The 21,749-nt window shown below is 39.3% G+C and carries 18 protein-coding genes; 3 read left to right on the top strand and 15 right to left on the bottom strand.

Annotated features, from left to right (window positions below):
- Window positions 1–40: 40 nt before the first annotated feature.
- Window positions 41–1,192, top strand: coding sequence for a pyridoxal phosphate-dependent aminotransferase (locus tag ACYSNU_RS12910; RefSeq protein WP_461737620.1), 1,152 nt, complete (start codon window positions 41–43; stop codon window positions 1,190–1,192).
- Between the two features lie 101 nt (window positions 1,193–1,293).
- Here the strand turns inward: ACYSNU_RS12910 and ACYSNU_RS12905 are convergent, their stop codons facing one another.
- Window positions 1,294–2,082 (bottom strand): alpha/beta hydrolase, encoded by a 789-nt coding sequence (locus tag ACYSNU_RS12905; protein WP_461737619.1) that lies wholly within the window; start codon window positions 2,080–2,082, stop codon window positions 1,294–1,296.
- 130 nt (window positions 2,083–2,212) lie between these two features.
- Between ACYSNU_RS12905 and ACYSNU_RS12900 the strand changes: the two genes are divergently transcribed.
- Window positions 2,213–3,613 (top strand): glutamate decarboxylase, encoded by a 1,401-nt coding sequence (locus ACYSNU_RS12900; RefSeq protein ID WP_461737734.1) that lies wholly within the window; start codon window positions 2,213–2,215, stop codon window positions 3,611–3,613.
- Window positions 3,614–3,712: 99 nt separating this feature from the next.
- Here ACYSNU_RS12900 and clpB read toward each other — a convergent pair whose 3' ends face one another.
- From clpB to ACYSNU_RS12830, 14 genes are all read right to left on the bottom strand, one after another.
- Window positions 3,713–6,331 (bottom strand): ATP-dependent chaperone ClpB, encoded by a 2,619-nt coding sequence (gene clpB / locus ACYSNU_RS12895; protein WP_461737618.1) that lies wholly within the window; start codon window positions 6,329–6,331, stop codon window positions 3,713–3,715.
- A 194-nt stretch (window positions 6,332–6,525) separates the two neighbouring features.
- Window positions 6,526–7,563, bottom strand: coding sequence for a lysylphosphatidylglycerol synthase transmembrane domain-containing protein (locus tag ACYSNU_RS12890; RefSeq protein ID WP_461737617.1), 1,038 nt, complete (start codon window positions 7,561–7,563; stop codon window positions 6,526–6,528).
- A 1-nt stretch (window position 7,564) separates the two neighbouring features.
- Window positions 7,565–7,834: a DUF1294 domain-containing protein gene (locus tag ACYSNU_RS12885; RefSeq protein ID WP_461737616.1), complete on the bottom strand. Its 270-nt coding sequence runs from the start codon at window positions 7,832–7,834 to the stop codon at window positions 7,565–7,567.
- Window positions 7,835–7,842: 8 nt separating this feature from the next.
- Complete coding sequence (locus tag ACYSNU_RS12880; RefSeq protein ID WP_461737615.1) at window positions 7,843–8,730, bottom strand: diacylglycerol/lipid kinase family protein; 888 nt, start codon at window positions 8,728–8,730, stop codon at window positions 7,843–7,845.
- A gap of 134 nt (window positions 8,731–8,864) precedes the next feature.
- Window positions 8,865–10,094 carry a peptidase T gene (gene pepT, locus ACYSNU_RS12875; protein WP_461737614.1) on the bottom strand — a complete coding sequence of 410 codons (1,230 nt, stop codon included), beginning with the start codon at window positions 10,092–10,094 and terminating at the stop codon, window positions 8,865–8,867.
- Window positions 10,095–10,114: 20 nt separating this feature from the next.
- Window positions 10,115–11,233: a Nif3-like dinuclear metal center hexameric protein gene (locus ACYSNU_RS12870; RefSeq protein WP_461737613.1), complete on the bottom strand. Its 1,119-nt coding sequence runs from the start codon at window positions 11,231–11,233 to the stop codon at window positions 10,115–10,117.
- Window positions 11,234–11,306: 73 nt separating this feature from the next.
- The gene (locus tag ACYSNU_RS12865) at window positions 11,307–12,014 is read right to left on the bottom strand and encodes a tRNA (adenine(22)-N(1))-methyltransferase (protein WP_461737612.1); all 708 of its coding nucleotides are present in this window, start codon (window positions 12,012–12,014) and stop codon (window positions 11,307–11,309) included.
- A gap of 245 nt (window positions 12,015–12,259) precedes the next feature.
- Window positions 12,260–13,219 carry a permease prefix domain 1-containing protein gene (locus ACYSNU_RS12860; protein ID WP_461737611.1) on the bottom strand — a complete coding sequence of 320 codons (960 nt, stop codon included), beginning with the start codon at window positions 13,217–13,219 and terminating at the stop codon, window positions 12,260–12,262.
- A gap of 12 nt (window positions 13,220–13,231) precedes the next feature.
- Entirely contained in the window at window positions 13,232–13,549 is a 318-nt protein-coding gene (locus ACYSNU_RS12855) for a PadR family transcriptional regulator (RefSeq protein WP_461737610.1), read from the bottom strand.
- Window positions 13,550–13,880: 331 nt separating this feature from the next.
- A complete protein-coding gene (locus ACYSNU_RS12850) occupies window positions 13,881–14,459 on the bottom strand; it encodes a histidine phosphatase family protein (RefSeq protein WP_461737609.1) in 579 nt (192 codons plus the stop codon).
- A 174-nt stretch (window positions 14,460–14,633) separates the two neighbouring features.
- Window positions 14,634–15,611 carry a GMP reductase gene (guaC, locus tag ACYSNU_RS12845; protein WP_461737608.1) on the bottom strand — a complete coding sequence of 326 codons (978 nt, stop codon included), beginning with the start codon at window positions 15,609–15,611 and terminating at the stop codon, window positions 14,634–14,636.
- A gap of 195 nt (window positions 15,612–15,806) precedes the next feature.
- Entirely contained in the window at window positions 15,807–16,814 is a 1,008-nt protein-coding gene (locus tag ACYSNU_RS12840; RefSeq protein WP_461737607.1) for a DNA topoisomerase subunit B, read from the bottom strand.
- Window positions 16,815–16,909: 95 nt separating this feature from the next.
- Window positions 16,910–18,481 carry a KAP family P-loop NTPase fold protein gene (locus ACYSNU_RS12835; RefSeq protein ID WP_461737606.1) on the bottom strand — a complete coding sequence of 524 codons (1,572 nt, stop codon included), beginning with the start codon at window positions 18,479–18,481 and terminating at the stop codon, window positions 16,910–16,912.
- 104 nt (window positions 18,482–18,585) lie between these two features.
- Window positions 18,586–19,497, bottom strand: coding sequence for an aldo/keto reductase (locus ACYSNU_RS12830; RefSeq protein ID WP_461737605.1), 912 nt, complete (start codon window positions 19,495–19,497; stop codon window positions 18,586–18,588).
- Between the two features lie 328 nt (window positions 19,498–19,825).
- Between ACYSNU_RS12830 and asnB the strand changes: the two genes are divergently transcribed.
- Window positions 19,826–21,706, top strand: a complete 1,881-nt coding sequence (gene asnB / locus ACYSNU_RS12825; RefSeq protein ID WP_461737604.1) for an asparagine synthase (glutamine-hydrolyzing) — start codon at window positions 19,826–19,828, stop codon at window positions 21,704–21,706.
- Window positions 21,707–21,749: the final 43 nt, after the last annotated feature.

Below are 21,749 nucleotides of genomic sequence, written 5' to 3'. Positions count from 1 at the left end.
CGCAGCCACTTTTATTTTTTATCGTGAAGGGAAATTGAAAATGAAAACATCAAAAATCGCTAAAAGATTTCATGCACCAAAGGAAAATATTTTAATGGAGATTGGTGCTCTAGCCAGTCATACAGACAACTTAATTAATCTTTCCATCGGTGATCCCGATTTAATCACTGATGAGAAAATTATTGATGCAGCCATGACTGCCGCCAAAGCGGGTCATACAAAATACACGGCCTCAGAAGGCAGCCAAGAATTATTAGCTGCTATTCAAAAATTTTACCAGACGCAATATGGCTTAGCTTTTGAATTAAATCAGATTTGGGCTACAGTGGGCGCACTTCATGGCATCTATCTAGCTTTTCAAGCCATCCTTGATCCCGGCGACGAAGTAATTATCCATGAACCCTACTTCTCTCCTTATAAAGATCAAGTTATCTTTGCTGGCGGTGTCCCAGTTTTTGTACCAACCTATGAAAAAGACGACTTTCAATTAGATGTTAGCTTGTTAGAGGCCGCTATCACACCAAAAACCAAAGCAATTTTATTGAACTCGCCGAATAATCCAACCGGAGCAGTTTTTTCAAAGGAAACTTTTCAGGCGATAGCCGACCTAGCCATTAAACATGATCTTTTGATTTTATCCGATGAAGTCTATGAAGCCTTCACCTATTACGAAGATTTTATGCCGATGGCCAGCTTTGCCCCGGAAAACACGATTACCTTTGGCAGTTTTTCTAAAGCTTTTGCCATGACTGGTTGGCGTTTGGGTTATATGATTGGCCCTGCTGATATCAATGCAGTTGCCAAAATGATTAACGAAAGCGTAGCCTACTCTGCCCCGACCCTTTCTCAACGGGCAGGCATTTACGGATTAGAGCATTACGCTGAATTAGTTCCGCAAGTCACCAATGTTTTTCAAGAACGCTTGGAATATATTGAAAAACGCGTTGCTGAAAATCCCTTTTTATCACTGCGACCGATTAAAGGCTCCATCTATGCTTATATCAATATCGCAAAAACCGGTTTGGATTCCGTCGCCTTCACGGAAAAACTTTTAAAAGAAACCAAAGTTTTAGTCATTCCCGGTAAGGCCTTCGGGGAAACCACCGGCGATCAACATGTTCGCCTAGCCGCTACCCAAAATTTAGAGATTTTGCGGGAAGCCTTTGACCGAATCGATCAATTAACCTTTTAAAAAAACTCAAGTTCATTTTTCCTTTCAAAAGTAGCTGCTACAAAAAGCTTCCTGAAAAGAAAAGTGACTTGAGTTTTTTATAGTGACTTGAGTTTTTTTATTTAGTCTTTGAGTAAATATTGTTTGAAGAATAGTTCTGCGTAAGGTTGAGCCTCTGTTAAATAGCCTTTAGCGTGAGCCGAGCCGGTAATGAATTTAGTCATGACGGGTACGCCAACTTCTGCTAAGGCGGCTTCTAAGAGCCAGACGCCCTCATTTGGTACCAATTCGTTCAATGAGTTGGCAATAAACATTGGACCGGCTGTTGCAGAAACACGATTCAGCGGCGACATAGCTTTAATTTTTTCCGTTTGATTACCGGCATAATTTAAAACAAACCATTTATAAAAACGATCATCGCCACCGTCTTGGTCGATTAAGTTACTAGCAAGATTAGGATTGTTAACTTGCGCCGCTTTTGGTTGTGGCGTCACATCTTGATGAGTTGCTAGCCAATCTTCTATTTGGATAATGCCTGATAAAGAAACAGCCGGCAAACCAAATGCCAAGGATAATTCAATTGCCAGATTACCACCAGCGGAAGAACCATACACGCCAATCTTATCCTTTTCTAAATAATCACTTTTCTTTAACCAATGATAAACATTTTTCACATCATCTAAGGCCGTGGGATATAAAAATTCCGGAGCAAGCCGATAATTCGGCACTAACACGAGATACCCTTTGGCCGCCCAAATTTGCGCCCAATCTTGATCCTTCGCTTTATCTCCTTGGAACCAGCCCCCACCGTGAATATCAATCAGCGCCGCTCCATTGCTTTTTTCTGGTTGGTAAATATCCATCTTCAATTGATTTTTTTCATCATAAATAACGTCTGTCAAAATTTTCATGTCCTTCACCTCTCTTAAAATTATACTCCCAATCAAAAAAAGACCGTAGCAATCCGTTTCAAAGCAGAAGAAAAAAGTGAAAACAGGTATAATAAAAGAAAAATCAGAAATTGGAGGAATGATTATGCCAATGCTTTATGGAAAAGACGATCGTGAAGAGGCGGATTTTTTAGAGCCGATTTTTGCAGAAGCCGCAGAAAATCATGATTTGCCTAAATATAAATTAGCCGACACGGGTTTGGATTCTCAGGCGGCCTATCGTTTAGTCAAAGATGAATTATTAGACGAGGGTAATTCCCGCTTAAATTTGGCGACTTTTTGTCAAACCTATATGGAACCAGAAGCGGTTGCTTTGATGAGTGAAACGCTGGATAAAAACTTAATTGATAAATCAGAATATCCCCGCACTGCTGAATTAGAGAATCGCTGCGTCAATATGATTGCCGAACTTTGGCAGGTCAATCAAAGTGAAAAATTTATCGGGACCTCTACGATTGGTTCATCAGAAGCTTGTATGTTAGCGGGCATGGCCCTAAAATTCCGCTGGCGCAAAGAAGCCGCAGAAAACGGCTTAGATATTTTCCGAAAACGGCCGAATCTAGTGATTTCCGCTGGCTATCAGGTCTGCTGGGAAAAATTTTGTGTCTATTGGGACATTGAGCTGCGGGCGGTACCGATTGATTCGCAACATTTGTCCTTGAATATGGAGACTGTGATGGATTATGTCGATGATTACACCATCGGCATTGTCGGCATCATGGGTATAACCTATACCGGTCAATATGATGACATAAAGACTTTAGACAGTCTCGTTGAAACATATAATCAAGAACATCACAGAACACTTTCCATCCATGTCGACGCTGCCTCTGGCGGATTTTATGCCCCATTTGTTGAAAAAGATTTGGTTTGGGATTTCCGTTTAAAAAATGTCGTTTCCATCAACGCTTCTGGTCACAAATATGGGTTAGTTTATCCAGGGGTTGGCTGGGTCTTATGGCGGGATCAACAATATCTGCCGGAGGAATTAATTTTTAAAGTCAGCTATCTCGGTGGCGAAATTCCCACGATGTCAATTAATTTTTCCCATAGCGCATCGCAGGTAATCGGACAATATTATAATTTTGTCCGCTTAGGTTTTGCTGGCTACCAAGAAATTCAACAACACACCCATGACGTCGCCATCTTTTTAAGTAAAGAAATCAGCCAATTAGCCGATTTTAAAATTATCAACGATGGCAGCCAATTGCCATTAGTTTGTTATAACTTGAAATCAGATGATGCCCGAGAATGGACGCTTTACGATTTATCCGATCGCCTATTAATGAAGGGCTGGCAGGTGCCGACCTATCCTCTGCCAAAAGGGCTAGATCAAACGGTGATTCAACGAATTGTCGTACGGGCCGATTTTGGCATGAATATGGCCCATGAATTTATGCAAGACTTTAAAGATGCCATCGCTGATTTGAAAAAGGCCCATTTAGTCTTTCACGAAAAAACTGAAATCAAAAAACAAGGCTTCACCCATTAAACAAAAAACGCATCTGAAGAGGCAGTCAATCACTGCCTCTTCAGATGCGTTTTCGTTTTTGTAATTATCAATTTTATTAAGCTGCTATTTTAATTAAGCTTAAGCTTCCACAACTTCTTCTACCACTGCTTCGTTTTCAAAAACCAGTTGATCGGCTAGTAAGCTAATCGTCACTTTAGTTTTTGGTAGGACACGACCGGCAATAATTTCCTTTGCCAAAGGTGTTTCCACTTCTTTTGTGATAAAGCGGCGTAAAGGTCGCGCACCAAAAGCTGGCTCATAGGCGTTGTCAGCAATCCAAGTTTTAGCTTCATCAGAAATGGTTAAGTAAATTTCTTGATGTTCTAAGCGGCGGGCCAACTGTTCAACAATTTTCACAACAATCCCCTTCACATTATCTAAACTCAATGGTGTGAATAAAATAGTGTCGTCAATCCGATTTAAAAATTCGGGTTTGAAGTGTCCCTTCAACATGGTCATCACCGCATCCTCGACAGTTTCTGGAATGCTGCCGTCTTCCGTCACACCTTCTAATAACAGCTGCGAACCGATATTGCTGGTCATAATCATCACGGTGTTTTTAAAATCGACTACGCGGCCTTTTGAATCGGTTAAGCGACCGTCGTCTAAGACTTGCAGCAAAATATTAAAGACATCTGGATGAGCTTTTTCAATTTCATCCAAAAGGACAATCGTATAAGGATTCCGGCGCACAGCTTCTGTCAACTGGCCGCCTTCTTCAAAACCGATATAACCTGGAGGCGCTCCAACAAGTCGTGAGATGGAATGTTTTTCCATGTACTCACTCATATCAATGCGCACCATATGATCTTCTGAATCAAATAAATTTTCGGCCAAAGCTTTAGCTAATTCGGTTTTCCCGACACCAGTTGGTCCTAAGAATAAAAATGATCCTAAAGGTCGGTTCGGGTCTTGCAAGCCGGCCCGTGACCGTAAAACAGCATCACTGACAGCTGTGACAGCTTCGTCTTGTCCAATGACTCTTTGATGGAGGGTGTCATTGAGCTTCATCAATTTTTCCCGTTCGCCTTCGACTAATTTTGTCACCGGAATGCCGGTCAAACGGCCAACCACTTCGGCGATTTCATTTTCAGTGACCGACTCTTGAACCATCCGTAAATTGCTGGCTTCATTTTTAGCTTCCAAAGCCTTCAACTCTTTTTCCAATTCAGGAATAGTCCCATGGCGCAAGACAGCCGCCCGTTCTAAATCATAATTGTTTTCGGCATCTTCCAGTTCGTGGCGGGCTTTATCAATTTCAGCCCGTTTATTCGACACTGAATTAACTTCTTCTTTTTCAGTTTCCCACTGCAATTTCATGGCATTGGCTTCTTCTCTTAAATCAGCCAATTCCTCTTGTAGATTACCTAACCGTTTTTTAGATGCATCGTCGGATTCTTTCTTCAACGCAGCTTCTTCAATTTCCAATTGCATTAAACGTCTAGTCACTTGGTCCAACTCGGTCGGCATGGAATTCATTTCAACCCGAATAGTAGCACTGGCTTCATCGACTAAGTCAATGGCTTTATCCGGTAAAAAACGATCCGTAATATAACGATAGGATAAAGTTGCTGCTGCGACCAATGCATTATCATGGATATTGACGCCATGATGGATTTCAAAGCGTTCCTTCAAGCCCCGCAAAATACTGATGGTATCTTCAACAGTCGGTTCTTTGACTAAAACCTTTTGGAAACGCCGTTCGAGGGCTTTATCTTTTTCCATGTATTGACGGTATTCATCTAAAGTTGTGGCTCCAATAGTATGGAGATCTCCACGAGCTAGCATCGGTTTTAATAAATTGCCGGCATCCATACTGCCTTCTGCTTTGCCAGCGCCGACAATATTGTGAATTTCATCGATAAAAAGAATGATGCGGCCATCGCTTTTTTTGACTTCAGCGAGAACAGATTTTAAGCGTTCTTCAAATTCACCACGGAACTTGGCACCGGCAATCAAAGAGCCCATATCTAAAGAAAAAATGGTTTTGTCCTTTAAATTTTCGGGGACATCTTTGCGGACAATCCGTTGAGCCAAACCTTCAATGATGGCTGTTTTACCAACACCTGGTTCGCCGATTAAAACTGGATTATTTTTGGTTTTACGAGTTAAAATCCGAATGACGTCGCGAATTTCTTCATCTCGCCCGATAATCGGATCCATCTTGCCGCTTTTGACTTGTTGGACCAAGTCAACACCGTATTTTTCCAGTGCTTGATATTGTTCCTCTTGATTTTTTGAAGTAACTTTGTCGCCACCTCGCATATCTTCAATGTTCTTACGCAGTTCTTTTTCAGTAATGCCTTGTTTTTTCAAATAAACTGTTAAGCGATAATTTTTTAACTTCATTAAAGCTAAAATCACAATTTCCGTTGACAGAAATTCATCGCCAAAACTATTTTTTAATTGGTCCGCTTCATTTAATAAGCTGAATAAATTTTGGCTCATATTTTGACCGTACTGAACATTACCGCCAGCAACTGTTGGATATTCATCCAAAGCCCGGTCAACTTCTCTTTCAAAAGCATCGACATCTAAGCCGGCATCCGTATAAAAGTTACGCCCGAAGTGACTGGGTTGCAAAAAGATTTTCCACAGATGGGCAATGTCAATTTCTTGATGGCGGCGGGTAACAGCCACTTGTTGTGCTTCAGCAATCGCCTCTTGTAAGGTGCTAGTCATTTTTTCTGGATTCATATAAGTACCTCCCGTTTAACTAATTTTTCTTTTACTAGTTAACGATCTTTTCTTGTTTAGTGAGAAAGCAAATTCTTTTTCATTTCTCTGACAATAATTATACACATTTGGTCAGTAAAGGTCAAAAAATAACCCTTGAAAATACAAAAAAATCAAAAAATAATTTCCCGCAGGAACTATTTTTTGATTTTGATTTAGCTATTATTTTTTTCTTTGCGAACTTCTCGTAATTCGCTGGAAATTTGCCGTCTCTTTTTCAACAGCACATAGACTAGCCCGATTAAAAATGGCAAGACATAGGTTGAAAAACGATATAACAGCAGCGAAGAAAGTGTGTCCACCTCGCCGACTAACGGTCTAAAAAGTAGTAAGTAGATAAATTCAAATGAACCTACGCCGGCTGGTGTCGGAATTACCCCAGCTGTCACCACCACCATCGAGATAAAAGATAGCGAGGTTAAAAAGTTCAGATTTGGATGCAGTTGAAATAAAATTGCATAAGGAATTAAATACCAGAAAAATAATTTGAATAAGCTCCAATAATAAATTCGCAAAATTTTGGTTCTATCTTGGACAATCGTTTGAAAGGTTTCCCGCAAAGAAAAAATTTGCAGGTTTAAATTATCAATCCAATCGCGAATTTTTCGACTCTTAAAGACCTTGTTACAAAAAAGCATCACACCGACTTGTAAATTGATGCTTGAGGCAAGCAATGCCAAGGCAATGACAATAATGGCTGTGACGACAATCCCAAAAAGCACTAATGCAATATACTGCGGGCGTTCATGCCATAGCCTACTAAATTGCAGCACTAGACCAAAAACGGCATAGGTTAAAACGGCTAGTTTATACATCATCATGTGCAGTACAGTTACACCAATCCCCTGAGACATTTTCATGCCTTTTTCCCGATAGTATTGGACTTCAGATACAAGAGTGCCGGCGCCTAGAGTAATCACTCGATAAAAAGCCACCGATCCAGATAAAAAGAAGCCATCCTTTTGTGAAAATTCCTCACAGAAAGGATCAGCAATTAGCTGAACCACTTTGCCTTCTAAAAGCTGATATAAAAATCCCAGTAACACTACAATGAACAGCGTCAATAAACTAGTGGAAGCTAATTGTTGAAAGATGTCTTTAAAGGAATTTTCCCCGACAATGATAATGAGCACGAAAATTACCACCAAAAAGGCAATATTCATGATCAAACGATTTTTAGAATTTTTTTGCATGTTAAACTCCCAACGATTTATCAAACATATAAATAAGAACAAGTGCCACAATCACACCAATCAAAAATGCAGCATAGAATTTGGCCTTGCGGGTTTTATGATGAAACACCTGTTGACCAATCAATCCGCCAAAGCCGGCCCCGATGATTCCTAAAGCCAATAAAGTTTTTTCCGGAACCCGCCATTGATGCTTTCGAGCCTTCTGTTTATCAAAGCCCATCAATAAAAACAACAGCACATTGACACTCACCAAATAACCATATACAACCAACTAGTCACCTACTCTGGAACAAATATTTGTAATTTTTTCGTTTCGACTTTCATATTTAACGGTAAATAATCAGCTGGGTCGCCATCAATCCGAGCCTGAGCTTTTTTCATTCCTGACAATTTTAAAGTGCTGGTATGAAAATACTGGACATCCGGTAGCTGATAAATGCGGCCGCTAAGAATTTTCGGTAGATAAAAAAGATAGCGCCAAATATGCAGCCGTGGCAAAATCGTCACATGAAAGAGACCATCATCGACCCGTGCAGTGCTGTCAAAATGGGTAAAGCCGCCAATTGAGTTGGTCATCGTGACCGCTAAAAGCTGACAAGATTCCTGCCAAGTTTTTTTAACTGTCTCAATTTCAAAACGATAGCGTTTCTTTTTCAACACCATTTTGATAAAATTTCTGACAAAAATAAGTTTACCATACTTTTGCTTATCTTTTTGAGAAATTGAAGCCGCGGTATCTGCTAAAATCCCGACTGTCATACTGGAAACCATCACATCTTGATTAACCACGCCGTAATCACAAAGGCGCTGATGCCCTTCAAAAATAATTGGAAAAGCCGCCTCAGCATTGACTGGCAACTCCAACGAACGGGCAAAGTTATTGACCGTTCCACCGGGAATAATCCCGATATTATATTTGTCAATTGAGCGTGAAAAATCCTGCACCATATGACGAATTGTGCCATCGCCGCCGATAAAAACTAAGGTATCAACTTCTTTAGCCTCAGCTTTTTTGGGATAATCTGCCGGCTTTAAGTCCTTTGAGATTTCCTGTAGAAAAACCTCTTGCTGGGGATGATGCTCTTTTGTGTAATGGGCGAACTTCTCCGCAATTTTCAATGCTTGATCATTACCAGAACTCTGATTATAAAAAACCATAATCCGCATTATTTTCACCCTCTTTAAAAAAAGTAAAGTCTGGGGCACAAGCTGTCAGCAGAATCTCTTTTGCTAGTTTATCGTGCAAAACTGTCTTGAGAAATTTTGACTGTAAAAAAACTTATGCCACAGACCAGTTAAAATTATTTTGCGTTATTTTCTGCGATTTTAACAATGACATCAACAGCTTTTTCCATCGCCTGTAAAGAGACAAATTCAAAGCGGCCGTGCATATTTTCACCACCGGCAAAAATATTTGGCGTTGGAATTCCCATATAAGAAATTTTAGAACCGTCTGTTCCACCCCGCACTGGTTCGATAATCGGCTCGATTGCCAATTCAAGCATAGCGTTTTTAGCCAGCTCCACAATGCTCATATCTTTTTCAATGATTTCCTTCATGTTGTAATACTGATCGTACATGTCCACAATGACCCGCTCTTCATTAAAGCGGCTATTTAATTTATTTTGGATGTCGGTAATCATTTGTTTGCGGGCTAAAAATTTATTGTGGTCATGGTCACGAATGATATAGCTCATCTTCGCTTCTTCGACATTCCCGTTTAGAGCCATCAAATGGAAAAAGCCTTGATAGCCGTCAGTTTTTTCCGGTACTTCGTCTTGAGGCAAGCTATTTTGAAAATCAATCGCCAATTGCAAAGCACTAATCATGGTATTTTTAGCCGTGCCAGGATGGACATTTTTTCCGTGAATTGTGATATTGGCTTGAGCTGCTGAAAAAGTTTCATACTCCAATTCACCAACTGGGCCGCCATCCATCGTATAGGCAAAATCAACCGCAAATTGCTCTACATCAAATTTATCCGCACCGACACCGATTTCTTCATCAGGACCAAAGGCAACTTTAATTAAGCCGTGTTTGATGTCAGGATTGTTAAGCAAAATTTCCATCGCTGTCATAATTTCAGCAATCCCCGATTTGTCATCAGCGCCTAATAAAGTCGAGCCATCAGTCGTAATCAAGGTTTGACCGGCATATTTTTTTAAATTGGGAAAGTCTTCAATATTTAAGGTGTAGCGGCCGGCCTTATCTAAATTAATGACTGACTGACCATCGTAATTTTCGATAATTTGTGGATTGACATTTTCGGCATTGAAATCAGCGGTGTCCATATGGGCAATAAAACCGATAGAACGCACCTCTTTCTCGGTATTGCTAGGCAAGGTTGCCATCACAAAACCATTTTTTTCATTATAAAAGACATCAGACATGCCTAAGTCAATTAATTCTTGTTTTAAAGTTTGAGCAAAGGCTACCTGCGTTTGCGTTGAAGGAGTCGTAGTGCTCTCAGGATTCGAGCGGGTTTCAGTTTTGACATAACGTAAAAATCTTGGTAATAAATTTTCGTACATTTTCATAATCTCCATTCTGTTTAGCGATAAGTAAAAGGATTTGTACTGACAGCTGAAGGAAAAACTTCCAGCTCCCAGTTATTTTCTATTTGCCAACTCTTTAATAAAGCGGCAATTTTTTCTTTGCATAAAGTTTCAATATAATGGCCGGGATCTAAGACCGTTAGCCCGGCTGTTTGCATGTCGTGGGCTGTATGATAATAAACATCCCCGGTGATATAGACGTCCGCTCCCAAGCGTAAGGCATCTTTATAAAAATTGCCACCGCTGCCACCGCAAATCGCGATTTTTTTGACCAGTTGTTTCGTCTCAGTCGGAAACACCACTTTGATTTCGGCCAATCCAAAAGCTTTTTTACTGCGCTCAATAAAGTCATCGATTGAAATTGCGGTTGGCAATTCACCAATCCGCCCGATGCCAAAAGTTTGTGGAGCATTTTTTAATTCATAAAGATCATATACTACCTCTTCATAAGGATGGGCAGCTAATAGCGCAGTCACAATTTTTTCCTTCAGCGATTCAGGAAAAATCACTTCAATTTTAGTCTCCTGCACTGTCGTAGCTTCGTCAATTTTGCCAATTGCCGGCTGGGCGCCTTTCACGGGAGTAAAACGGCCGGTGCCAGTTGTTGAAAAGCTAACATGCTGATAATTCCCTTGAACGCCTGCCCCCGCTTTGCCTAAAACCTCCCGCAAAGCTTTGGCTTCATCTGTCGGAACAAAAACCGCCAGTCTCATCATCGGAAAACGATGGGTTTCAGAAAGATAACCCGTCACAGGTACAGCTAAAGCTTCCATAAACCAATCATTTAGGCCGCCGTCAACAATATCCATATTCGTATGGGCGACATAGACGGCAATATCATGGCGAATTAAATCCATCGTCATTTTCGTCTGCACATCTTGATCGGTGATCATCTGAACCGGTCGAAACAGTGGCGCATGTTTGGTGATAATCAAGTCAACCTTTTTTTCAATCGCCTCAGCCACTACTTGGGGGCGGATGTCTAAGGTCACCATCACATTTTTTATTTCCTTGTCCAGACTCCCCACCTGCAGACCAGAGATATCGCCCTCCATTGAGAGCCATTGCGGACAAAATTCTTCAAAGCGTTGAATAACGGTTTGTGCTTTTACCATGGTTAACTCCTTTACTTAAATAATCTGTGGCGCAGCTTACCTGAAATTTCATAAAGCTTGCGGCTAGTTGCGCTTATTGATTTGCCAATGCAGTTTCAATTAGTTCAATTTCTGCTTGGAACTGGGCAATCTTTTCTGGTGTGGCGCTAGTAGCTGAATTTAATTGATTGAGAATCCGTTGCCGATTGCTTAACTCCCGCTGCCATTTCTTTATAAAAACGGGATTTTTTTCTTGGCTCAAAAAAGGACCAAGTAAAATTTCCGCTGGTGAATACGCAACTGCTGTCGCTGCTTTTTCGGCGACAATTATTTCATAGGTTTTATGATTTTCCTCTAAAATTGTTTCTGCGACAATTTGATACTCTTGCTCTTTTAGCCAACTGCGTAAAATATTTTCACCAATATTCGGTTGCAAAATGAGCCGTTCACTGCCGTTTAACTTTTCCTGTTGCACACCCGCTGCCAAGATATCTCGAATCAGACTGCCCCCCATGCCACAAATTGTCACAGCGGTAATCTGGTCGGTCTTTTCAACGGCCGCTAGACCATCTGCTAAGCGGACTTGAATATTTTTTTGCAAGCCGTTTTTTGCGACTTGCTTTTGTGCCGATTCAAAGGGGCCTTTAACCACTTCACCGGCAATTGCAAAATTTATTTTCCCCTGCAGCACTAAAGCGACTGGCAGATAGGCATGGTCAGAACCGATGTCGGCTAGTCGGGCATTTTCTAAAACATATTCACCGACGCTAGCTAAACGTTTGGATAACACTTGCTGATTCATAATTCCTCCAAAACTTGTACTTTTCACAAGAAACATTATAGCATTTTTATAGGGGATTAGCTGAGAAAATCACTTTTGTTGGCAATAGTTTACAAGGAGACCTCTGACTCGCTGCATTTTTTCCTTTTACAAATAAAAAACTGATTTGCGCTTTTCAATTCAAAAAATTGTCCTAGCTATTTTCTAGACAAATTTCTCAAATAAAAGCAGCAAATCAGTTTTATAAGTGAATCGTTAAAGAAAGCTTACCTTTCAACAGCGGCTTGAATGCTGCCATAAAGGACACCGGCGATTGGAAAAACAATCCAAGAAATACTCCAGGCGTGGAAGATAAAGCCGCCGATTAAGAAGATGGCGACCACAATCGGCCAGTAAATTCCATTTAAAAAGACGATAAAGGGAGGCAGATTTTTCGCTTGACGAGCTCTAGGTCCCGGCTGATCTTCATCTGCTACAAAAATCCGTTCACTGGTTAATTTCTCAAAACTCCCTTGCACCATGCCGCCATAGACGAGCAGGGTTACCCCAAAGCCAACACCAAAGAACATCATACTAACTCCGAGACCGTCGCCACCTAGCATTTCACCGATAAAAAGTAAGCCCACCGAAAAAATAATAATCAGTACGCCAAGTGTAATACTGGCTGCAAAAGAACGCCGGAAATCATTTTTAATCGTTGAGACTTCTTGGGCAACATTTCTAGGGATTGGCCGATCATCTAAAGATTTGGAGACATTTGTGATGGCCATTCCTGCGACAATAAACAAGGCCACACCACAACCTATCAAAATGAAAAATAGAAAAAGACCAACATATTCGGCATACATCTCACTAAGGAAAATCAGCTGACTGACACTTAAAAGAATTAGTAAAACACCTAAGCCAATTTTTAAAGCAGAACGGCGATATATTTCTAAAAAGGCAAAGGCTTCCTCTCGAGAAATTGCATCGTGCCAATTGTCATCTGCTGGTTCCGCTTGTTGATGCCCATCTTTCAAAATTTCTAAATCAGCTAGCAACTCATCAATTGACCCAAATTCAGTAATGGTGATGCCAATTGCTTCATGCTCTCCTTTGCCTTCACTAATTAATTCCTCGTAGCGGTCTTCCATGTTTGCCATTAAATCGGCTTTTAGTTGGTCTTTTTCCAGACTTTCAGGCACTCCTAAAAATAGGCTCTCCAAGTAATCCCGAATAGTTTTCATTTTCCTGTCCTCCTAAATAAATAAATCAACAACTGCTTTTGTCAGCTGCCACTCAGCTTCTTTTTCTGTTAAAAAAATTTTGCCTAAATCGGTAATTCGATAGTAGGTGCGTTTTTTTCCGTGGGTGATTGCCCCGGGAAACGATTCGATATAGCCGTTTTTTTCCAAACGGTTAAAAGCCGAATACAAAGTCGTCTCTTTGATAATATATTTTCCTTCTGTTACTTCCCGAATGGCTTTTGAAATACCATAACCGTAGGATTCGCCGGCTTTTAAAATGGATAAGATAATCACATCGTTATAGCCTCTGATCCCGTCGCTTGAGATCATCTGCTCCCCTCCTAACAATTACTACGTCTGTCGTTGTAAATAGTATAGCAAAATTACTACGACAGGTAAAGTAAAACTGTATAAAAAAAACTGTGACACAAAATTTAATTAATGATATTTTTTTCCGAAAAATAATTAGTGACAGCTACTAACTATTGTGAGTTTTTGCATCAAATCAGCTAGATTGTAAAAGCAGCTAGATTTTCTACCAATCTTCTTATTAGACTGGAAAGACAAACTCAATAAGCTTCGGAAGTAATATCTAAAAAATTATGTAACAGCTTTTGAATATTTTTATGTTTAATGTACTTCTAATGTACTTCAAAAATCTTTAATGGACTTTAGTCAATAACATTTCTGCCGAGACCTCAGTGATGCCGGTATTGCCATTTTTATATTGCCCCATCTTGGCAAAAGGCGTGTCGTGTAAAAAACTTTCCAACGTCATAATCACCGCACTGTGGGTGACAAGTGCAACATCTTGAGAATTTTCGCCAATAATTGTCACCAAAGTTGGTAGTAACCGATCCAGCAAGTCCTGATAAGACTCCCCAGCTGGTGGTCGGGTCCTCCGACGATTTTCGTACCATTGCCGATATTCCAACGGATATTTTTCCGCAACTTCGGGCCAAGTGAAGCCTTCCCAAACGCCCAGATTAATTTCCTTTAAGCCTTCTGCAACAATTAATTCTAGCTTTAGCTGTTGACTAAGAGTGTCGGCTGTTTCAACGGCCCTTTTCAAAGGGCTGCTATAAATTTTGCTAAAATTCAGAGGATTTGCTACCAGTTTCTCAGCCAATTGCTCAGCTTGAGCCTGTCCATTGGCATTTAATGGAATATCTGATTTCCCTTGAATTTTACTGGCAACGTTCCAATCAGTTTCTCCGTGACGAATTAAATAAAGTTTCATACCTGCTCCTTTACTATTTTGCTATCTTTAGTGTATCAGGTAAAACACAAAAAAGCTTGCTGAATAGTTTAGCCAAAATTTCGCCTAGTCAGTCTCAATAATTTTCGGACTGACTGCTTTCTATCAAAAGTTGATAGGCTTTTTGGTAAAACTATTAAACAAGCTTCATAAAATTTAGATGGTGTCACCGTTAAAAATTGAATTTTTAACAATCACATAGTCCACTTTGCGAATCGCCTCAAGGTCACGACCACCGGCATAAGAAATAGAAGATTGCAAATCTTGTTCCATTTCAATTAAGGTGTCAGCTAAACTACCCTTGTGTTGAATCCAGATTTTTTTGCCTTCGACATTTTTCTTCTCGCCCTTTTGAAATTCTGAGGCACTGCCGAAATATTCTTTATAGACAACGCCGTTTTCAACTTTAGTTTCTCCAGGTGATTCTTCATGACCGGCAAATAACGAACCAATCATCACCATAGTAGCACCAAAGCGAATCGATTTGGCAATGTCGCCGTGGGTCCGAATACCGCCATCGGCAATAATCGGCTTGCGGGCAGCCTTCGCACACCAGCGCAAGGCTGCTAATTGCCAGCCGCCTGTGCCAAAGCCAGTTTTAATTTTGGTGATACAGACTTTTCCTGGTCCAATGCCAACCTTAGTTGCATCCGCACCAGCATTTTCTAATTCTCTGACAGCCTCCGGAGTCCCAACATTGCCGGCAATCACAAAACTGTCTGGCAAATGCTTTTTAATATGACCAATCATGTTAATCACGGCATTGGAATGGCCGTGGGCAATATCAATGGTAATATAATCCGGCACCAAATTTTCTTTGGCCAATTGTTCAACAAAAGCATACTCGTTTTCTTTGACACCAACAGAAATTGAGCTGATTAAGCCTTTTGACTGCATTCTTTGAATAAAAGAAATGCGGTCATCTTCATCAAAACGGTGCATAATATAGAAATAATTGTTTTCAGCTAAGAATGTCGCAATTGTTTCGTCCACAATCGTTTGCATATTTGCAGGCACGACTGGCAAACGGAAATTATGCTTGCCTAAAGTGACAGTTGTATCACATTCTGAACGGCTGTTCACAATACATTTATTCGGTACTAACTGGATATCTTCGTAATCAAATACTTTCATAGTAAATGACCTCCCATTATTCTGGCAAAACACGAACATTAATTTATTGTTTCGCTGATTTATTTCGCCATAAGTAAATTACACGAAATCAATCAAAAAAGCAAGCCCTTCTCCAACAAAAAATAACTTTTTTGCAAACAAATCAAAAAAATGTTCGGCTTTCCTCTCGTCAATCAAGAAAAAACCGAACATTTTTTATTTATCCTTGTACCAGAGGGGATAACGGTCTAAAAAAGTAGCGAACTCATCGGCTACTGTCTCTTCAACCAGTTGATGAACCTCGGGATTGCGCAACTTCAACTTGGTAATTCCAAAATATTTCGCATTCGGCAACTTGACAGCCACGGCCAAATCAAAACGGGTCAATAATTTTTCTTCATCAAAGACAGCGATATTGTTCTGCTTTTTGAAATAATCATTTAAAGCCAACAGCGCTCCGTCAATCAAGCCTTCTAAATGGGTTCCGCCTTGATACGTTTGTAAATTGTTAGCAAAACTAGCGGCAATTCGCCCCTGATCATTGCGGGATAATGCAACCTTTAGCTGAATATGCTGAATTTGTTTTTCAAAGTAAAAGGGTTTGCGGCGGCGGGAGGAAAATTCATCCTGCTCATACAAATACTCCACTAGTCCTTGGCGAAACAAAAAATAATTTTTTTGCGTTTGATTTTCCTTCAGCTCAACAATCAGCCCATCGTTTAAAAAAGCCAGCTGATGACAAAAATTATAAAACACACCATAAGCTAAAGGCTGACTGTCAAAACCTTTAAAGTCTGGAATAAAGCGCAGACTGACTTTTTTGAAATTACCTTCAAACAAGGCCTGTTGCTTCTCTTTTAGAAGTCCATCATGATAAGTTTGACTGATAAACTGCTGCTGATTTTGAACTTCAATCGTAAAATAAGAGGAAAGATTTTTTAAGACTAACAGCTCACTAAAATCGATGATATTTTGGCTGTTTAACCAAGGCTCTAACGGCTGTTCCTCTGGCAAACGCAAAGTCGCCGTCAGCTCGTGATTATTAATTGCTAAAAGCAGATGGCATTGCCGCAGGTCATTAGCAATCGAAACTAGACAGTCTAAGGCCCCAAGAATCATTTTCTGCAGAGCTGTTTGCCCATCTTGGCCGACAAAATTTTCGGGATTTTGGCGAATTTTCACCCGCAGATTTTGATCTTCAAGATTTTTCCATAGTAGTTGCATTTGTCTCCCTCCGATAACTGCTTGCCATTTTTATTTTACTGAATTGATAGACAATCTTAATATATATAGTCTAAACAGTGTCAATAAATTTTTCATTATAGGTTACTTATATTGTAATGATATCGATGGGAAGTCACTCTATTTAACTGGTATCCTTCTTCTATTAGAAGATCTCGAATTTCCTCTCTGATTTCATATGGTTGTTCTTCGTTAAAAACAATAACTACCCTTTGTTCATTTTCTTCAAAAATGATCCCCTCAATTACCTGAGAAAAATTATCACATAAAATTTTTTTTAACTTGTTTTTATCTTTAATGATTTCTTTAGTTCTCACAACAACTTCAAGTATTAAATTTGCTGGATTTAATAGTGTCTCACCATCATTTGAGGTAGTTTGAGTAAGCTGCATAACATAACTTAGTAGAGCTATATTATCTTTATCACTTTGTTGATTTAATAATTCAATAAAGTTTTCAGTAAATTCTAAACATTTCCCCCAGATATTTGCGTTTATATCAGAACCCTCAATTTCAGTTGCTTCCTTAATTTTTTTAATTTCTTCGCTCGGGTTATTTAGTAGACTCTCGATTTTACTATCGTTTGATAAATTTGAATATAGATGTTTATACAGCGGCTCGTAAGCTAACTGCATACATAGCATAGCAAAAAGTAATACATTTATTTGTTTTCTATCAAAAGGAACTTCTTGTGACTTTTTTTCACTAATAACTAACAATAAAAGCCAATAAGCATTCATAACTCTTTTAATGTTTCTTGGGTTGAATTCCACAGAAAGAGTAATCAATTTTATATAGTTCTTGAGTTCAACACCAGTAGTCTCAAGAGGGGGAATTTGATTTAAAAGTTTTTCAACATAATGAATTATATTGTCAGAAGTTCCAGGTGGAATACTGAATGGCAATTGAATAATTTTGTCAAAAAAATTTCGAGCTTTGGAAGTTGCTTGATGTTCCCCAATTTTTTCTTTTACTCCTTGAATAACAACATCATAATCGATAGCCAAGACAAATACACAGTGTTCTATTGTTAAAAACAATTGTAAAACTTCCAGCAAATCAACTGCCTTACTAGGGTTCAATCGATCTAAATCATCAATAAATACAATGATTCTTTCAGCTTTATTTTTCTCAATAAGTGTATTAACCTCTGCTTGTAATTGCTCTTTTAAATTTCCCAACTGATCTGCTGTACTTAGGAAATTCGTATCGGCAAAACTTTCAGCCACATCTTGCGAAATTATTCCATTAGATACACCTTTCAAAACAGAGAAACTTAAGGTTTTAATTATCTTCTTTATTTTTTTCGCTTGTTCACTTTTTTCAGTACTTATAATAGTTTCAGAAAATTTATTTAAGAATGATACCGTTAACATATCATCTAAATTAAACTTTGAATATAACCACGTGTTAAACTCAGCGATTTGATATTTTTTTCTCGTATCTACATTATCATTTTCTAGGTCTTCTATGACCATTTTCATGAAACTTGTCTTTCCTGATCCCCAATCACCTTGAATTGAAATCGTCATCGGTGTTTCGCATGTTTTAATCAGTTTAGATAGTGATTTTACATATGGCTCTAAACCTAATTCGTCCTCTTTCAACAAACCAATTGGACTATCAATCAAATTTTTTGTGACCTTCATATTTTCATTTCCTTTTCCTTTTTTTTAAATAAAAAATGGAATTAAATTTTCAAACTCAACTCCATTCTTTATTTTACTATTTTATTTTAGTATTTAGTGCATTGTTATGGCAAAATATTTCCAGCAGCTAAATACACATCATACCAGTCATCTTTTGACATTTTAATCTCTGAGGCAGCCGCAATTTCTTTAATGCGGCCAAGATTCATTGTGCCGGCAATCACTTGCATATTTGGTACACGTAAAATCCAGCTAGAGGCAATTCCTGTTGGCGTAGTATTGTATTTTTCAGCCATCTCTTCAAGCTTTTTGTTCAACTCAGGGAATTTTTCATTGCCGATAAAGACGCCTTCAAAGAAACCATATTGATATGGTGACCACGCTTGGATTGTCATATCATGCAGGCGGGAATAATGATAAATGCCGCCGTCATGATCAACGCTGCCCTCATCAGTCATATTGACATGAATACCTGAATCAATCATGCCAGTGTGCATAATGCCAAATTGCAATTGGTTGGCAACTAATGGCTGCTTAACTGTTTTTTTCAATAAATCAATTTGGCTTGGATTTTGGTTGCTGACGCCAAAGTGTTTGACCTTACCGCTAGCTGCTAGCTCATCAAAAGCCGCTGCGATTTCTTCCGGCTCCATTAAAGCATCTGGACGGTGTAACAACAAGGCATCTAAATGATCCATTTGCAGGCGTTTTAAACTGCCTTCTACAGATTCAATAATATGGTCCTTTGAAAAATCAAATAATTTTCCTGGAACAATGCCGCATTTACTTTGAATAAATAAATCTTCCCGTTTAATTGAGGTTTTCTTGAGGGCCTCACCGAAAATTGTTTCGCAGTTGCCTGCTCCATAAATATCAGCGTGGTCAAAAAAAGTAATGCCTGAATCAACGGCTGTTTCAATCACTGCCTGAGGATTTTCCGCATTATTAATCCGCATTGCTCCTAAAATCACTGCATCAACTTTTTGATCGGTTGGTCCAAATTTCATTGTCCGCATTTTGATGATTCCTCCCTATTCTTGAAAAACGATAAAAAGACTTTTTGGTTCCATCTTAAAGTGTACCACAATTTCTTTAAAAGGGGTTTCATTATTTCAAATGAAATAACAGAATCAAATAAACTGACAAAACTTTACTGTCAGCATAAAAAATTAAATTTTTTTAAGACTTTCTAGTTTTTTTGTGGTTCAGATTATACTTTTAAAGTCAGCTGTGCTATGATTTTACAAGTGAAGGAGCCGGTTTAAAAGACCGTCTGACCTTTATTTTTAAGAACAGAACAAGTTTACCTTTTGGAAAATGGAAATAGATATGGGAGGCAATAACATGTGTGGTTTCGTTGGCTGTGTTCACTACAATGAAGCAGAGGATTTTCGTCCGCAAGTAAAGAAGATGAGTGAAAGAATTATTCATCGTGGTCCAGATGATGAGGGATATTATCAGGATGACGCTGTGACTTTAGGCTTTCGTCGTTTGAGTATTATTGATATCGAACACGGCGGACAACCATTGTCTTATGATAATCAACGCTATTGGATTACCTTCAATGGCGAAATTTATAATTATGTGGAATTAAGAGAAGAATTAATCGCTGAAGGCTATTCTTTTGTGACCCATAGTGATACCGAAGTGATTTTAGGCATGTATAAAAAACATGGTAAAGATGTGGTCAATTACCTGCGGGGTATGTTTGGCTTTGTTATTTGGGATACTCAAGAAAAAACCTTATTCGGTGCCAGAGATCATTTTGGAATTAAACCTTTTCACTATACAGAAGTGGGCGACCGCTTGTATTTTGCCTCTGAGTCAAAATCTTTGCGGGGGATTTTAACTGAACAGACCTTCAGCAATGAAGCGTTGCAACAATATATGACGTATCAGTTTGTACCTGATCCAATGACAATGACCCATGAAATTAAACGCTTGGTCCCCGGTCATTACATCTTTAAAGAGGCTGACAAGCCGTTAGAAATTAAACGCTACTTTACCCCAGCCTTCCATCCGGTTCATACGGAGGAAAAAGTTTTAGTTGAAGAAATCCGCAATGTTTTATACGACAGTGTTGAAAAACATATGCGCTCTGATGTGACCGTTGGCTCCTTTTTATCCGGCGGGATTGATTCTTCGATTATTGTTGCCTTGGCCCGGGAATTTAATAATGATTTAAATACCATTTCTGTTGGTTTTGAACGGGAAGGCTATAGTGAAATCGACTTGGCCAAACAAACTGCCGATGAACTTGGTGTCAAAAACCACAGCAGTCTGATTACCCCTGAAGCTTTTGCGGAGAGCTTCCCGGAATTTGTTTGGGATATGGATGAGCCCCTTGCAGATCCGGCGGCTGTGCCCCAATACTTTTTAGCCAGCGAAGCCCGGAAAATTTGTAAAGTCGCTTTAAGCGGTGAAGGCGCCGATGAATTATTCGGCGGCTATACGATTTATAATGAACCAAATTCTTTAGCGATGTTCGATAAATTCCCTCGGAGCTTAAATTCAGCTTTGCGGCAGATGTCAAAAATCATTCCTGAAGGCGTTAAAGGTAAGAGCTTTTTAGTTCGGGGAACGACCCCGATTGAAGAGCGCTATGTGGGAAATGCCAAAATCTTCAACGAAGAAGAAAAGCGGCAATTTATGAAGCAATACCGCAATGATGTGAATTATATGCAGGTAACAGCACCTTTTTATAATGATTCAAAAAATATTGATCCAATCACCCGTATGCAATACATTGACATGAACACTTGGTTGATTGGCGATTTACTGACAAATGCTGACCGGACGACAATGGCCTCTTCTTTGGAATTGCGAACACCATTTGTTGATAAAGAAGTCTTTAAAGTGGCTAGCAAAATCCCCTCTGATATGCGGATTGCCCACAATACGACAAAATATATTTTACGGAAAGCAGCGGAAAGTTTTGTGCCAGAATCTGTGATTTACCGTAAAAAATTAGGCTTCCCTGTGCCAATTCGTTTTTGGTTAAAAAACGAATTGTACGACTGGGCTAAAAATATTATTCAAACGGCTGATGTCGATCAATGGATTGATAAAAATTATGCCCTCTCCCTGTTGGAATTACACGCCAGCGGCAAGCAAGATGTCTCTAGAAAATTGTGGACCTTATTAACCTTTATGGTCTGGGTGCAAATGCAGCAAGAACGCAATCCCCAAGCTTTAACTTCTGAAAAAAAGATTGAGATTGCTTAATTGATGTGGAAATAAATTTTAAAATTAAAAACCCTTCATCCGT

It is taken from the genome of Enterococcus sp. LJL120 (assembly GCF_054871765.1).
The sequence above is the reverse complement of the archived record's forward strand: the minus strand, read 5'-3'. Positions and strand labels throughout refer to the sequence as shown.

Coding starts and splice junctions, on each gene's coding strand:
- ACYSNU_RS12910 (WP_461737620.1), top strand. CDS start 41: ATGAAAACATCAAAAATCGCTAAAAGATTTCATGCACCAAAGGAAAAT.
- ACYSNU_RS12905 (WP_461737619.1), bottom strand. CDS start 2,082: ATGAAAATTTTGACAGACGTTATTTATGATGAAAAAAATCAATTGAAG.
- ACYSNU_RS12900 (WP_461737734.1), top strand. CDS start 2,213: ATGCTTTATGGAAAAGACGATCGTGAAGAGGCGGATTTTTTAGAGCCG.
- clpB (WP_461737618.1), bottom strand. CDS start 6,331: ATGAATCCAGAAAAAATGACTAGCACCTTACAAGAGGCGATTGCTGAA.
- ACYSNU_RS12890 (WP_461737617.1), bottom strand. CDS start 7,563: ATGCAAAAAAATTCTAAAAATCGTTTGATCATGAATATTGCCTTTTTG.
- ACYSNU_RS12880 (WP_461737615.1), bottom strand. CDS start 8,730: ATGCGGATTATGGTTTTTTATAATCAGAGTTCTGGTAATGATCAAGCA.
- pepT (WP_461737614.1), bottom strand. CDS start 10,094: ATGTACGAAAATTTATTACCAAGATTTTTACGTTATGTCAAAACTGAA.
- ACYSNU_RS12870 (WP_461737613.1), bottom strand. CDS start 11,233: ATGGTAAAAGCACAAACCGTTATTCAACGCTTTGAAGAATTTTGTCCG.
- ACYSNU_RS12865 (WP_461737612.1), bottom strand. CDS start 12,014: ATGAATCAGCAAGTGTTATCCAAACGTTTAGCTAGCGTCGGTGAATAT.
- ACYSNU_RS12860 (WP_461737611.1), bottom strand. CDS start 13,219: ATGAAAACTATTCGGGATTACTTGGAGAGCCTATTTTTAGGAGTGCCT.
- ACYSNU_RS12855 (WP_461737610.1), bottom strand. CDS start 13,549: ATGATCTCAAGCGACGGGATCAGAGGCTATAACGATGTGATTATCTTA.
- ACYSNU_RS12850 (WP_461737609.1), bottom strand. CDS start 14,459: ATGAAACTTTATTTAATTCGTCACGGAGAAACTGATTGGAACGTTGCC.
- guaC (WP_461737608.1), bottom strand. CDS start 15,611: ATGAAAGTATTTGATTACGAAGATATCCAGTTAGTACCGAATAAATGT.
- ACYSNU_RS12840 (WP_461737607.1), bottom strand. CDS start 16,814: ATGCAACTACTATGGAAAAATCTTGAAGATCAAAATCTGCGGGTGAAA.
- ACYSNU_RS12835 (WP_461737606.1), bottom strand. CDS start 18,481: ATGAAGGTCACAAAAAATTTGATTGATAGTCCAATTGGTTTGTTGAAA.
- ACYSNU_RS12830 (WP_461737605.1), bottom strand. CDS start 19,497: ATGCGGACAATGAAATTTGGACCAACCGATCAAAAAGTTGATGCAGTG.
- asnB (WP_461737604.1), top strand. CDS start 19,826: ATGTGTGGTTTCGTTGGCTGTGTTCACTACAATGAAGCAGAGGATTTT.